At 63.2% G+C, this 15,039-nt stretch carries 10 protein-coding genes; 5 read left to right on the forward strand and 5 right to left on the reverse strand.

Features of this window, described 5'->3' with window-relative positions; all coding sequences use genetic code 11:
• The first annotated feature begins 76 nt into the window (after positions 1-76).
• Positions 77-511 (forward strand): Lrp/AsnC family transcriptional regulator, encoded by a 435-nt coding sequence (locus tag C6558_RS16845; RefSeq protein WP_025425027.1) that lies wholly within the window; start codon positions 77-79, stop codon positions 509-511.
• 115 nt (positions 512-626) lie between these two features.
• Positions 627-1,124, forward strand: a complete 498-nt coding sequence (locus C6558_RS16850) for a VOC family protein (protein ID WP_025425026.1) — start codon at positions 627-629, stop codon at positions 1,122-1,124.
• A 37-nt stretch (positions 1,125-1,161) separates the two neighbouring features.
• Here C6558_RS16850 and C6558_RS16855 read toward each other — a convergent pair whose 3' ends face one another.
• Positions 1,162-1,953: an APH(3') family aminoglycoside O-phosphotransferase gene (locus C6558_RS16855; protein ID WP_025425025.1), complete on the reverse strand. Its 792-nt coding sequence runs from the start codon at positions 1,951-1,953 to the stop codon at positions 1,162-1,164.
• A 301-nt stretch (positions 1,954-2,254) separates the two neighbouring features.
• Here C6558_RS16855 and C6558_RS16860 point away from each other — a divergent pair, with 301 nt between their 5' ends.
• Complete coding sequence (locus C6558_RS16860; protein ID WP_025425024.1) at positions 2,255-3,340, forward strand: MerR family transcriptional regulator; 1,086 nt, start codon at positions 2,255-2,257, stop codon at positions 3,338-3,340.
• Between the two features lie 141 nt (positions 3,341-3,481).
• Here the strand turns inward: C6558_RS16860 and C6558_RS16865 are convergent, their stop codons facing one another.
• The 4 genes from C6558_RS16865 to C6558_RS16880 form a co-directional block, all read right to left on the reverse strand.
• Entirely contained in the window at positions 3,482-7,657 is a 4,176-nt protein-coding gene (locus C6558_RS16865; protein WP_025425023.1) for a translocation/assembly module TamB domain-containing protein, read from the reverse strand.
• 113 nt (positions 7,658-7,770) lie between these two features.
• Positions 7,771-9,684, reverse strand: coding sequence for an autotransporter assembly complex family protein (locus tag C6558_RS16870; protein WP_025425022.1), 1,914 nt, complete (start codon positions 9,682-9,684; stop codon positions 7,771-7,773).
• A gap of 278 nt (positions 9,685-9,962) precedes the next feature.
• A complete protein-coding gene (locus C6558_RS16875) occupies positions 9,963-11,192 on the reverse strand; it encodes an MFS transporter (protein WP_025425021.1) in 1,230 nt (409 codons plus the stop codon).
• Between the two features lie 236 nt (positions 11,193-11,428).
• The gene (locus C6558_RS16880) at positions 11,429-11,686 is read right to left on the reverse strand and encodes a glycine zipper domain-containing protein (RefSeq protein ID WP_025425020.1); all 258 of its coding nucleotides are present in this window, start codon (positions 11,684-11,686) and stop codon (positions 11,429-11,431) included.
• Between the two features lie 432 nt (positions 11,687-12,118).
• Between C6558_RS16880 and C6558_RS16885 the strand changes: the two genes are divergently transcribed.
• Entirely contained in the window at positions 12,119-12,607 is a 489-nt protein-coding gene (locus C6558_RS16885; protein WP_025425019.1) for a (2Fe-2S)-binding protein, read from the forward strand.
• An 83-nt stretch (positions 12,608-12,690) separates the two neighbouring features.
• Complete coding sequence (locus C6558_RS16890; RefSeq protein WP_025425018.1) at positions 12,691-15,039, forward strand: xanthine dehydrogenase family protein molybdopterin-binding subunit; 2,349 nt, start codon at positions 12,691-12,693, stop codon at positions 15,037-15,039.

Consider the following 15,039-nt stretch of genomic DNA (forward strand, 5'->3'; position numbering starts at 1 on the left):
GCAAAAAGATGGAAAACTGTCGATTGGAAAGGTAAGATCGACAGATTGCTAAGTCCGATTTTGCAAAGTGAGAGATATGGACGACCTTGATCAGGCGCTGATCAGTGCCCTGCGCCAAAATGCCCGTCTGCCTGTTTCGACCCTTTCGGCGCGGACCGGCGTATCGCGCGCAACCGTTGCAGCACGCATCGACCGGCTGGTCGCCAACGGGACGATCGCCGCCTTTACCATTCGCACGGGACAGGAAATCCCGGCCTCCGGCGTGCGGGCCGTGGTGATGATCGAGGTCCACGGCAAGATGGCCGACCGGGTCGCCGGGCAGTTGCGCGGTCTGCCACAGGTGAGGGCGCTGCACAGCACCAACGGCCGCTGGGACTTCATCGCCGAGCTTGAGGACAGGGACCTGGTGTCGTTCGACGAGACGCTGAGGCGGATCCGGCTGATCGACGGCATTACCGTGACGGAGACGAACATCCTGTTGAAGACCAGCAAGCTGACGGGCGCATTTTAGTGCCTTCTTTCCGCGTGGAGGGCGAGGGTCGAAAGTTGCGTTTTTGCGCCAGTCGTTCTTGATTTGTTCTCGTTTTTGTATATGATGTGCGCCTCACCCGAGATTGGAGGATGTCATGGTCATCAATGGCGGCAGGCTGGCCGATCGGCAGATCTGTGTGAAGCTATTTGTCCGGCATGGCGACGAGGATCGCGCCATTGCCTTTTATCGTGATGTGCTGGGTGCCGAACTGGTGCAACGGCATGAATGGCCGAGCGGGATTTTAACCAGCGCCGATCTCAGGATCGGCGAATCCGTCTTCCGGATCGCCGGTGCCAATCCGCGGCGGGACGCGGAGCCGAAACTAGGCGGGCCGAGATCGCCGCATGCGCTCGGCACGACGGCGGTCATTCTCGAACTGCATGTGAAGGATGTCGACCGGGTCATCGGCCGGGCGATCGGGGCGGGTGCCGCCCTCAGAAACCCGGCGGAGACGCTGTCGACCGGAGACCGCGTCGGTGCCTTCATCGACCCGTTCGGCCATATCTGGGCGTTGTTCAACGCCCTGGAAGACATCGACCTCGGCGATGCCGATATCGTCGATCTCAATATCGAGGCCCGCGACGCCGCATAAGGCGGCGCGGGCCATCCTGCGCTTGCTTTCCCCGAGGTCAGAAGAACTCGTCGAGAAGGCAATAGAAGCCGAGTTTTTCGGGATCGGCACGACGGATGCCGTAGAGATCGAGAAACGGCTGAACCCATTCCTCCCCGAGATTGTAGGCAATGCTGCGGCAGGTCAGCGCCAGATCCTGATAGGGGTCGGCGACGCCCAGACGGCTGCAATCGATGAAACCGGCGAAGCGGCCATCCCTGACGATGATGTTTGGAAGGCAGGCGTCGCCATGGGTGACGACCGGCTCTCCCTCCTGAGGGATGCGCGCCTGAAGCTCGACGAAGAGTTCGTCGGCGGTCTTGCCGAGGCGCTCGTCGTCGAAGTCGGTCTCATCGACCAGGTCCGCTTCTGCACGCAGCCTGGCGATCGCGACACGCGCACCAATCCGGTGATCGAACGGGCAGGCATCGACATCGAGCGCATGCATGCGGCGTAGCGCTTCGGCGAGCAGAACAACCTGCTCCGAGGCGGCAAGGGTGCTTGAGGCGAGGTCGATGCCTTCGACCGCCTCCATCAGCAGCCAGTTCTTTTGCGCGTACACGTCGCGGGCGACGACGCGCGGACAGGGCATTCCCTGCTTGCCCAGCCATTCGAGCCGCTCGGCCTCATCGACAAGCTCGTCAAAGGGACCGGCCTCTTCGACCTTGAGAACGAGGGGCGGGCGGTCTTTTGCGTCGAACAGGAAGACGCTGGAGTCTGACTGGCCGAGGCTATCCTTTCGGCAGTCATAACCTGCGAGCAGCGGTGCCAGGGTGGGCGGAAGATCGATATCGAGAAGCTGGAGAGACAAAAAACCACCTGAAAATACGGGTTGTTCCGAAATTGCGGCCTACAGCGCCGCGCGTCTTTTTCGACGTACAAAGGTCGCTGTGGCACTATGAACCGTTGCATGTTTTTAGCCTTAAATCGGATACGATTTAGGGAAACATGCAATTTGCGCGAGAGGGCAGGTAGGGACGGAATTGTGCAAAATCCATGGCGACCCGACCCAAGCGCGAGCATCCTCCGCGAAATCTTGATTCTACCCACACCAAATATCGCTTGAGCCGAACCTAAGGTCATACCTTAGAAGATAGTTCCAGGAGGCTCCCATGAGCGACAAGCGAAACCATGATCCCCTTTTGTCCGCCGCCGAATGTGCCGATCGTCTCGGCCTGACCGTGCGGGCGCTGCGTGTCTACGAGGATCGTGGGCTGATCGCACCGCGCCGGACGGAAAAGAACTGGCGGCTCTATGGCGCTGCGGAAATCGCCCGGCTGACCGAGATCCTCGCATTGAAGCGTCTCGGCCTGAGCCTGACCCGGATCACCGTGTTGCTGGCGGGCGCCGCGCCGGATCTCGGCCAGACACTGACGATCCAGCAATCCGCGCTCGTCGATCTGCGTGATCGGGTCGAGCACAGCCTGTCGCTGATCGGCGCGGCGCTGCAGAAAATATCGAGCGGTCGGGCCGTCTCTATCAGCGAACTCATCACTCTTGCCAAGGAGACCAGGATGACCGACCTATCGCCGGATACCGTCGCGTGGCGACGTTATGAGCAGGCACGGCCTCGAACCGAGGTTCGTTTCGATCCCGAAAAACACGGCTCTGTTGTGGGCGACTTCCAGTTCGAGGCCGGCGATGTGCTCAGCGTCACCCGCCGCGAGGGCGGACTGATGGCGCAGTTGACCGGGCAGAATGCGCTCGAAATCTATCCCGAAGCGGATGACCTGTTCTTCTATCGCATCGTCCAGGCGCAACTCTCTTTCACCCGCAACGAGCAAGGTGAGGTGGAAGGCGTAGTGCTGCATCAGGGCGGCTACGAACAGGCGGCGAAACGCATCGACGAGACGAAGGCGCGTGCCGTTGCCGACGACCTGGAGAAGCGCGTGAAGGATAAGATCCCGTTTCCCGACAGTGAGGCATTGCTTCGCCGCGTCATCGCCGAGCACCAGCGCGGCGAGCCCGACTACGAAGGCATGACGCCGCCGCTCGCAGCGGTGGCGCGCGAGCAGGCGCCCCTCGCCAAAGCCGAACTCGACCGCCTGGGGTCACTGCAGAGCGTGGCGTTCAAGGGCGTGCTGCAAGAAGGTTGGGATGTCTATGACGTGCGCTTCGAAAAGGGAACGCTGGAATGCGGGCTGATGCTTGCCCCCGGCGGCAAGCTCAGTGGCATCTATTTTCGCCCGGGGCTGTGACGGACGACTGATCCGTCCCGGCCGTCCGAAGACGGAAGACGACAAAGAATACGCCCGCGGATCGTTAGCGACCCGCGGGCGTATTCTTTGTGGCGAAGGTAGGCACGCCGTCAGTCAAAACGGTATTGATGACGCGCCGCCTCAATATTCCTTTTCGAAGAAGATGCCGCCCGATGCGGAGCCGTCACCGCCGGCCGCACCCTTCAGCTTGACGCCCTTGCCGACATCGAGATTGATCACGGCCTTGCTGGAGCCTGAATCCGAGCCTTGCTGCAGCTCGATATAGGTGCGGTCGTTAAGATACTTGCCGGCGCGCACCGAGGCGCCGCCGTTCTCGTCGGTGGTGACGTCGAGATCGTCGACGCCGAGCTTGTTGCGCAGACCGTCGAGCAGCGAGGTCGAGCCACCGCCCGCCAGCTGGCTGACGGCAGAGGCAAGCTGAGCAATCTGGAAGGCCGAGAGGTTGGACAGCGAGCGGTTGAAGATCAGCTGCGCCAAAATTTCGTCCTGGGGCAGGGCTGGCGACGACGAGAAGGTGATCTGCGGATTGTTGGCAAGGCCTGTGACGCTGACGGTGATGGTCGTCGCGCCGGCGGTCGATGTCGCCTTGAGATTGAGTGTCGGGATCAGGTCGCCACCGAAGCCGATGGTGCCATCGGTAAAGGTCAGGCGTTTGCCGAGGATTTCCAAACGGCCGCGGCGCATCTCGAAACCGCCCGAAATGGTCGGCTGCACGGCCGTGCCGCGGATCGTCAGGTCGCCGCCGAGTTCGGCATCGATGCCGCGGCCGCGCACGAAGACCTGATTGGCCGTGACGCCAAGGTTGAAGGCGATGACGCCGCTGGCATTGGCGCCTGCCGGCTTCTCGTCCTTGCGGATGTCCCTGGCCATCCGCTTGACCTTGGCCGGCGCATTCTTGTGCTTGATGTCGATAGCCGAGAGCGAGGTCGGCAGTTTCTCGGGAATGGTAATTGCTGCCTTGCGGATCGTCACCTTGCCGCCGAGTGTCGGGGTGGCGACCAGCGGACCTGTCAAGGTCATCTCGCCGGCAAGCTGCGCAGTGAACAGCGTGCCGTCGACATAGGTGGCGTTGTTGAGCCTGATGATCAGGTTGGCCGGAAAGCCGGAGCTGGGTACGGTGCCGACCGTGCCGGTGACCTCGACCGAGCCGCCGGTCGCGAGGTTGGCGGAAAGCTTGGAGATCGTCGCCTGCTTGCCGTCGAGCGCCACGTTGGCCGTCAGGTTGTTGAGCGCGAGGTTGCGCCGGACGTCGACAAGGCGTCCGCCTGAGGTGGTGATCGTGCCGGCAATCTGCGGTGCCTTGGCCGAGCCGGAAATCGAAAGGTCGACGGAGGCCTGGCCCGTGAGCGTGAAGCCCTGCTGGGCCATCAGGTTGGCAACGAGCGCGAAGGGCACATTGCCGTTGAACTTCATGGCGATCGGCATGTTGCCGCCGATATCGACATTGCCGCCGCCCTTGAATGCGAGGCCGCCGGCGCCGGAGAGCGTGGTGTCGAGCGTCACGCGGTTGTTGGCAAACTTGCCATTGGCCGAGATGTCGAAGGCACCGACGCCGGCGGTGCGCGCGGCTGCCAGCGAGGCGCCGGACCATTTGAGGTTATAGGCGACGACCGGCGCTGCCGCCGTTCCGCCGACATCGACGGTGCCGCCGATTGCCCCTTCCGCGCCGAGGCCCGGTGCGAAGGCATTGACCAGGGCTGCCGGCAGGGCGTTCAGCTTTGCGGTAATATCGAGCTTTTGGCCGGCGGTGCCGCTGACCGCGATCGTGCCTTTCGATGCCTGGATCGTGAGCGCATTCAGGCGCACGGTGCCCTTCTCGATCGCGATCACGGTCGGCGCCGCGAGCTTTAGTGCAATCTGTTTCGGCGTCGCGCCGAAGGAGGAAAGACGGATTTCCGTGCGCCCGTTCGAACTCGTCAGGTCGCCCCTCGCCGTCAAAGGCCCGCCGTCATACTTGCCGTCGATGGCAAAGCCTGTCTTGCCGGCCTGCTGGGTGAAGTCGAGGCTCAATCCGGAAACCCGGTTGGCCCCCTGGGCAATTGTCTCTGCCCGGACGCTGCCCTTGATCGCCAGTGCCGAAAGGTCGGCAATGGTGATGTCGGCCGTCGGCTTGGCGATCGTCAGGTCATCGCGCTTGATGCCGCTGCCGCCGGCCTTGAGCACGATGGAGGTGATGCCGTTGGCCGTCCGGATCGCCGCCGATCCAGAGAGATCTCCGGACGCCTTCTGGCCGGCCATGGCGGCAAGCAGCCCAAGGTCCGGAAGATTGAAATCGACAGTGCCGTCGGGTTTGAAGTCGGGGGTGAAGTTGATGGCGCCGTTGAGCGTGTTCTCGCCGATCGTGGCTTCGAGCACCGGGATCGATGTGCGACCGTCCTTCGAGACGACGTCGGCACGCACGTCGATCGGTTGACCGTCGAGCGCACCGGTTGCCGTCAGCTTGGCCTGCGGGCTGCTCTGGTTTGCGGTGGCGTCGGCCTTGATGGTCAGGTCGCTGAGCGTGCGACCGGCGAGCGTCGCGCCGCTCGAGGACAGTTCCGCCTTGATGCCGAGTTCGGCGAGCGGTCCGGTCACAGCGGCGGTGAAGTCGGCCTTGCCCTTGGCGTCGGCGAGCAGCTTGCCGAGATCCGGCAGGACACCTTTAAGATCCGCCGTCAGATTGCCTTCAGCGAGCGCCACGGAGCCGGCAGCCTCGATCGTCCCGGATTTGAGATCGATGTTTTCGACGGTGACGCTGCCGTTGGCGCCGGTCTTGATGCTCCCGGCAAGCGCAATCGTGCCGTCGAATTTTGCAGCGGCAGCGGGCGGCAGGGCGCCTGGGACCGTGAAGAGCTTGAAGGTCGCGGCAACCGTATTGGTTTCGCGCGAGAAGGCGCCTTCGACGGTGCCGCCAACGCCGGGGCTTTCCAGCGTCACCGGCGCAAAGGTGATGCTGTCCTTGGCAACAGTGATGTCGCCGACGATCTTCATCGGCGCCTGGACCAGCCGGACGAGATCGGCATTGTCGAAGCCGACCTGGCCGACCTCGACCGTCGTCTTGATCGGACCCGACTGTGTCGCCAGGTTGAAGCCATCGCTCGCAGCCGACAGCTTGATGGCGCCGAGGGCCACGTCCGGCAGTGCGACAGAGGCGACGTCGGCGGCCGCGTCAAGGATTGCCGATTGGGCATCGCCGATCAGCGACAGATTAACGGTATTGATCAGGACGCGGGCCTCGCCCTTTTCCAGTGGCCAGCGGAAATCGATGGCGCCATTGGTACCGGCGAGCCTTGCCTGCAGATTGTTCTCGCCCTTGCTGTCGAAGGTGCCGAAGGCGGCGAAGGCAAGCGCGCCGGTCGCCACGTGCCCCTTGTCGACGCGCACCATGCCCTTGCCGTCGAAGGCAGCAGCAAGATCGATGCTGGTCTGGCCCTCGAACATCGGGCGCAAGGCCGGCGGCATCAGCGAGCCGAAGCCGCCGCCGCCGGAAAGCGTCAGCCGATGCATGCCATCGGTAGACTGGACGTGACGGCCGTCTAGCTTGAGGATCTCGGTGCCGTCAAGCGCAGCCGTCCCGGCGCCGGCCCAGTCCGAAAGCGGTCCTTCGCCGGTTACCTTGATGTTGACGGCGGGTTCGTTCGGCAGGCGCAGGAGCTTCGCCAGAACGCCGTTGGCGGGCTCATTGACGGTCGCTTCAAGTTTCAGTTCGTTGCCGGCCGGATTGAAGACGATGTCGGCAACGGCACGGGCCTCGGGCCGGTCGCGCTGGGCCGCCGTTATGGCGAGCGCGATGCTCTCGTTGGTGGCGTTTACCTTGCCGCTCGCCGTCAGGAACTGGTCCTCGCCGGCGATTGCCTTGCCGATGACGATTTCCTTGAGGTCGATCGCATCGATCTTGACGTCGACCGGAAGCGCGAAGGTCGAGCGCACTTCCTTGGTTTCGGTCGAAGGCACCGGCAGGCGCTCGACGCGGATGGAGCCTGCCGAAATCGCCGCGGCGTCGAAGCGGAAGGACAAGAGGGCCGCGGGCGACCAGTTGAGCGAGAGATCGCGAACCTCCGCATAGATGCCCTCGCCATCGAACAGCGTCACGCTGCCGGCGGTGAACTGGCCGGTCAGAAGCGGGCTCGGGTCGGCAATCCGCACGATCTGGTCCGGGGTCGCCGCATATTTCTCGATCGCCCAGGCGACAAGGCGGGCGCCGGGAGTCGTGAAGCCGACGAAGGCGACGAGGAGAAGAGCTGCGACCGCAAGCGCGCCAAGCACATAAAGGCAATAGCGCAGCGTCGCGCGAAGGAAGCGGACGACGTGATTCATGATCTACCCATAACGCAACTTGTGTCGCTGCGGAATCTTTGCAGGCAGAAACTCCGGGCGCTCGTGCGAAATTTGCCGGCTGCGGCGCAGAAATCGGCTGGAACCGGCGCGGATCAGAAGGATTGGCCGATACCGGCATAGATGCCGTAGCTGGTGCCGCCGGGATATTTGTTGAGCGGCATCGCCACATCGAGACGGATCGGTCCGAACGGCGTCTGATAGCGAAGGCCGATGCCGGCGCCGGCGCGAATGTCGGAGAAATCGGGCGTGGTGCTGGCAGACACGGTGCCGGCGTCGATGAAGGGCACGATGCCGATCGTGTCGGTGATGGCGATGCGCGCCTCGACCGAAGTGTTGACATAGGAGCGTCCGCCGGTCTCGTCGTTGTTGCTGTTGCGCGGGCTGATCTCCTGGTAGGAATAACCGCGCACCGAGCCGCCTCCGCCAAGATAGAAGCGGCGGTTTGCCGGTATGTCGGCAAGGCCGTCGCCGCCGACCAGAACGCCCGCACCGATCCTGCCGGCAAGAACGAAACGCTTCTCGTCGCCGAGCGCTTGGTAACCCGATGCCGCTGCTTCGAAGGACGAGAAGAAGGTCTGGCCCTTGATCTCGTAGCTTGGTTTGGCGTTGACCAACGCCCGGTAGCCCTCGGTCGCGTTCAGCTTGTCATCGCGGGTGTCGCGCACATATTCGAGCGGAATGGCAGCTGTCAGGTAGGAATTGGAGCCGAAGGCGTCGTCGATATTCGCCCAGCTCAGCTCGCCGCCACCGGAAAAGGTGTCGGTCGGCGACAGTTCGAATGTGGCGCCGGCCGCACCGGTCAGGATCTTGGCGCGATAGGCATCGGGATCCTGGATGTTGGCCTTGAGGCTTGCGGTGAAGGTCGAGGCCGGACCGAAGGCGCCGGGCTTGGCAAAGAGGATGCCCGCGGAATAGTCGAGCTTATCGAGTTCCTGGGTCTCGCCGATACGGTCGATCGAGCCCTCGACACGCAGCGATTCCGCACGGCCGAACAGATTGCGGTGTCCCCAGTAGCCGGAAAGCCCGAGACCGTCCGTGGTCGAGACCTGGGCGCCGAAGCCGAAATACTTGTGCTTGCCCTCGGACACCTCGATCTTCATCGGGATCGAGCCGTCGGGCGAAAGCGTGTTGGCTTCCTTGATGGTCACGCTCGAGAACACGCCGAGTTGACGCAGCCGCTCGGACGCCTTGCGGATGTCCTCGGGCGAATAGGGGCGGCCCTCGTTGAGCCGCGAATAATCGCGAACAAACCCCGGATCGACGGTCTTGGTTCCGGAAACGCTGACTTCGCCAACGGGCGCCACCGGCCCGCTTTCGGCTGATATCACCACGTCGACGGTCGAATCTGCATGATCGGCAACGACGCTGCGCTCGGTCAGCTTGGCAAGCGGCCGTCCCTGCTCGCGCAGATCGTTGACGACCTTTTCGCCGGCCTTGATGATCCGCGTCGAATCCGCCCGGGTTCCGAGCGCGAGATCGTAGTCGGCGGGATTGAGGCCGGCGGCGTCGCCTTCGAACTTGACCGAGCCTAGCGAAAACACCGGGCCCGGCGTCACCCTGACGGTGACGGGTATGGCCTTGCCGTCAGGGAAAGATGGATCGGGTGGCAGGCTGTCGATGTCCTGACCATTGATCTGGATTGCGACGGTGCCGCCGTATCGGGCCTTCTCATAGAGTGCCGCCAGCAGGCGGTCGCGGTCGTCGCGGGCGCGGATCGCAAGGCCAAGGTTGCCTGAAACCGGTTTTTCCTGGCCCTGGACCAGCTGCGAGCTGTTCTCAAGCGCCTCTTTCAATTCCTTGTCGTCGGTACCGGCGTCGAAGGTGAGGGTGTAGTTGACGGGGTCGATGACCTGGGCCGCGTCCTCGTCACCCTCGAAAAACTTCATGCCGAAGATCTTGAACGCATAGGCCTTGGTGACGGACATCGGGCCGAGCGCGCACGAGGCGGCAACGGCGAGCGCAGTCGCTGCCTTCCAGTACGCAATACTCGACCGTGGTGGGGACATTCGCTTCCGCATCCCGTCTTAAGGCGACCCAATACAAACTGCCTTCATGCGGCGGGGTCACTATTGCATGCCTAAGGTTTTCCATCTGTTAACGATGACGGCCGGCCGCATCCACCCCTGAGGCCCAGATTCCGGGTCGATTTCCCTGAAAAAGAGCCGGAATGTTGTCAACGCAGCACAAAAACCGGGCGCCGCCGCCACAACGTCGGCGGTGGCTCCGTGCTCGGGATTGCCGTTTGCGGGGTGTCAGATGGTCGCGCTGATGCGGTTGAATGGGGTCAAGCCGGTTCGGGCAGGCCCTGCAAACGGGGAACCTGGGAGGCGATGATCACCAGGAACTGGATGAGGAACCCGGTCGCCGCGACCACGAGGCAAGCCTTGACGCCGAAGTGGGTGGCGACGAGAGCGCCGAGCGCCGCGCCGATCGGCCTTGCGCCGAATGTCGCCGTGGTAATGAAGGCTGAAACCCGCCCCAGCATCGCGTTTGGGGTGATGGCCTGCCTGAGCGTGAGGGTGGCGATCGACCAGAGAATCGGCCCCGCACCGAAGAGAAAGAAGCTCACTCCCGCAAGCGCGCCGAGGGGGAACCAGACCGTCAGCAGCATGACGACGGCGGCGAGCAGACCACCGAGCGGACCGAGCGCGATCATGACGCCGAAGGGGATACGGCGCGCAAGTGTCGGGGCGGCATAGGCTCCGATCATCATTCCGGCTCCATAGATGCCGAGCGTGACACCGACGCCCGTTGCCGTCAGTCCGAGTGTGCGGACAGCATAGGCGACATAGACCGCCTGCAGCACGAACCAGGATGTGTTGAACACGACCGCGGTGACAAGTATCGGCCGCAGGAGTGCATGGCCGGCAAGGAAGCGTGCGCCTTCGATCAGGTCATCAAGCAGATTGCGTTGCGGCCCGGCCGCTTGCTCCTGTTCGCGAAGGCCGGCGAGCAGCACGACGGCGAGAAGGGAGAGCGTGGTGGCCGCAACATAGGCGAGCGAGGCACCGGTCCAGGCGATGATTGCTCCGCCGATTGCCGGACCACCGGAATAGGCGAGGCTGCGGGCAAGCTCCAGCCAGCGATTGGCGTCGGCGAGCTGCGTGCGCGGAACGATGGCCGGGATCAATGCCGGGGCGGCGACACTGTAGCAGACCGTTCCGATTGCGCCGACAAAACCCATGATCGCCAGAAGCGGCAGGGTGAGCATACCGCTCGCAATCAAAAGCAGAGTGGCGACCAGGGAGAGGGCACGCAGCATTTCCGAGAAGACCATTAGCATTCGCCGCGAGGCGCGGTCGACGAGCAGGCCGGCCGGAATGGAGAGCAGCAGAAACGGCAGCGTCTGGGCCATCTGCAGCCAGCCCGATTCCGCGGGGCCAGCCGAAAGCAGAAGGACTGCCGCAAGCGGTGCTGCGGCCAAGGCGATTTGCTCGGAGAATTGCGCAAACAGGTTGGACCAGGCGATGTGTTTGAAAGCTGGCGGCAAGGTAGTTGCAGGCGGTTTCAGCATGGAGTGGGCCTCGATCAAGCTATTTCGAGGCAGCTGACAGGATTGTGTTGTCGCGGGCCACCCGATTCCTGCGCGCTCGATACGGCTGCCGGGATCTGATGGCTGATCGGCAGATTGCCGAGACAGTCAGGAAAACGAAAACCCCTCACGGCAGGTGGCCATGAGGGGCGATGTTTCGTCCGGTCCGTCATTTGACAGGTGGACGTCGTGTCGATGTTGTCGACCGTCCTTGCGGCTTAGCGCGGGCAGGAGTCGATGTAGCGGCGGCCGTAGCGGTCGCGGTAGTAGCACTGGCCCGGCTGTTCGGTGACATGGCCGATGACCGCGCCCGAAACGCCGCCGATCGCAGCGCCCACAGCTGCGCCACGAACGTCACCGGTGATCGCGCCGCCGATGATCGCGCCCGAGACGGCGCCGATGCCGGCACCCTTTTCAGTCTGGGTGCAGCTCGCAACCGACAACGCAACCAGCACAAGTGCGATGGCTTTCTTCATTATTGTTCTCTCCGATCTCTACGGATTTCAGCCTGTCGCCTCGTCCGTCCCTGAGTGATTGGCGCAAAGACGAGATGTCTTTCTCCACTTGAACTTGCAAATTCAGAAAATAAACCGGCCGCTGTGAAAGTCTACAGGAGGTCTGGCGGATTCTCTTCGCCGCCAACATAATGATATCGTTCCTGAACGGGACATGAAGGCCCGATTTCAGCTAACACAACCATCACGCAAAATTTTTATCGCGCCTGACCCTTGGGCGGTTGCGACATTCCAAAAAAAGACAATGATACAAACAAGCCGCGGGAACCCGGAGGAGGGATATCGAGGCGAAGGGCATCGATAGCAGTTGGCGCGTACCTGGTCGCGTGAACAGATCATCACCCGGCTTACCGTTCGCGCTCGTGTTGGCATTGACCCACCCGGAGGAGCGAAATGGCGAAAATTACAATGACGGTCAACGGCCGTCAGGTGAGCGGTCAATGTGATGACCGGACGTTGCTGGTGCATTTCATTCGTGAGAACCTTGGGCTGTCCGGCACCCATGTCGGCTGCGACACGTCGCAATGCGGCGCGTGCGTCGTTCATATGGACGGAATGTCGGTCAAGAGCTGTTCCACCCTCGCTGCGCAGGCGGCGGGCTCACAGGTCACCACCATCGAAGGACTGGCCGCCAATGGCGAGCTGCACCCGGTGCAGGCCGCCTTCAAGGCCAATCATGGCCTGCAATGCGGTTTCTGCACACCCGGCATGGTGATGACAGCGGTCGACATGATCCGCCGGCATGGCGGGCAGCTCGATGAGGCGACCGTGCGCGCCGAACTCGACGGCAATATCTGTCGTTGCACCGGCTACCACAACATCGTCAAGGCGATCCTTGCGGCGGCAGCCGAGATGGGCGGCGCCCGCGTCGCTGCCGAATGAAGTCCGGCCCGCGGCGATGACGTTTCGCCGCGATCACATTTCACCGCAGGACTTTCGCTGGATATCTCGGGAGGAGATCGGCAATGGGCGTTGAAGGTATTGGCGCGCGGGTGGCGCGCAAGGAAGACAAACGGTTCCTGACCGGCAAGGGGCGCTATACGGACGACATGTCGGTGCCGGGCATGAAATATGCGATCTTCGTGCGCAGTCCCTATGCGCATGCGAAGATCAAGTCGATCGACGCGGCGGCGGCCAAGGCCATGCCCGGCGTGATCGGCGTGCTCGACGGCGAGCAACTGCTCGCCGACGGTATCGGCAATCTCATCTGCGGCTGGATGATCCATTCCAAGGACGGATCGCCGATGAAGATGGGCGCCTGGCGGCCGCTCGCGCACGAGACGGTGCGTTACGTCGGTGACGCCGTCGCCATCGTCGTTGCCGACAGCATTGCGGAAGCGAAGGATGCCGCCGAAGCCGTCGTCGTCGATTACCAGGAACTGCCCGTCGTCACCGATGCGACCAAGGCGCTGGAGCAGGGGCAGCCGCAGCTTCACCCGGAAGCACCCAACAACTTGATCTTCGACTGGCAGATCGGCGATGCCGCCGCCACCGACAAGGCGATCGCCTCGGCTGCGCATGTGACCGAGATCACTATCCACAACAACCGCCTGTCGCCGAACGCGATGGAGCCGCGCGCCACGCTCGGGATCTATGATGGCGGCGACGATCACTACACCTGCTACACCACCAGCCAGAACCCGCATGTGGCGCGGCTGGTGATGAGCGCGTTCTATAATGTCGCGCCCGAAAACAAGCTGCGTGTCATCGCGCCGGATGTCGGCGGCGGCTTCGGCTCGAAGATCTTTATCTATCCGGAAGAGGTCGTCTGTCTCTGGGCCTCCAAGTGTACCGGCGTGCCGGTGAAATGGACCTCCGACCGCACGGAAGCCTTCCTGACCGATGCGCATGGCCGCGACCACCACTCGAAGGTGAAGATGGCGTTCGATGCCAACAACCGGATCATCGGGCTGAAGGTCGATACGGTTGCCAATCTCGGCGCCTACATGTCGTTGTTCTCCTCGTCGGTGCCGACCTATCTCTATGCGACGCTCCTGTCGGGCCAGTACGACATACCGGCGATCCACGCCAATGTGCGCACCGTCTACACCAACACTGCCCCGGTCGATGCCTATCGCGGCGCTGGCCGCCCGGAAGCGACCTATCTCCTGGAGCGCACCATGGAGACGGCGGCGCGAGAGCTTGGAGTTTCGCCGGCGGAACTCCGGCGGATCAACTTCATCCGCACCTTCCCGCACCAGACGCCCGTCATCATGAATTACGATGCCGGCGATTACGAAACCTCGCTCAATGCCGCGATGCAGGCCTCCGACTGGAACGGGTTTGCTGCCCGCAAGGCGGAAGCCGCTAAACGCGGGATGAAGCGCGGCATTGGCATGAGCTGCTATATCGAGGCCTGCGGCATCGCGCCGTCGGCGGCGGTCGGCTCGCTCGGTGCCGGCGTCGGTCTCTGGGAATCGGCCGAGGTCCGAGTCAATGCCGTCGGCACCATCGAGGTTCTGACCGGGTCGCACAGCCACGGGCAGGGGCATGAAACCACCTTCGCCCAACTGGTCGCCGATCGCTTCGGCGTGCCGATCGACAGCGTCAACATCGTCCACGGCGACACCGACAAGGTGCAGATGGGCATGGGCACCTACGGCTCGCGCTCGGGGGCGGTCGGCATGTCGGCCGTCGTCAAGGCGCTCGACAAGGTTGAAGCCAAGGCGAAGAAGATCGCCGCCCACCTGATGGAGGCGGATGAAAGCGACATCGTCATCGAGAACGGCGAACTCAAGGTCGCCGGCACCGACAAGACGGTACCGTGGTTCCAGATGGCGCTTGCCGCCTATACCGCCCACAACCTGCCGCCGGGCATGGAGCCGGGGCTGAAAGAGGGCGCGTTCTACGATCCGGCCAACTTCACCTTCCCCGCCGGCTGCTACATCTGCGAAGTGGAGGTCGATCCCGATACGGGGCAGACCAAGATCATCCAGTTCGTCGCCGCCGACGATTTCGGCAACATCATCAACCCGATGATCGTCGAGGGGCAGGTGCATGGCGGCCTGGCGCAGGGCATCGGCCAGGCGCTGCTCGAGGGCGTTCACTACGATCCGGCAAACGGCCAGCTCTTGACGGCAAGCTACATGGATTATGCCATGCCGCGGGCCGACGACCTGCCGTCATTCACGGTCTCGACCTCGAACACGCCCTGCCCGAACAATCCGCTCGGGATCAAGGGCTGCGGCGAGGCCGGCGCCATCGGCTCGCCGCCGGCGCTGATCAACGCCATCACCGACGCCATCGGCAACAACCGGCTGACGATGCCGGCGACGCCGCAAAAGGTGTGGGCTGCCGCCCATGCCGCAAACTGA

It is taken from the genome of Ensifer sp. NM-2, assembly GCF_003024455.1.
GTDB lineage: Bacteria > Pseudomonadota > Alphaproteobacteria > Rhizobiales > Rhizobiaceae > Ensifer > Ensifer canadensis.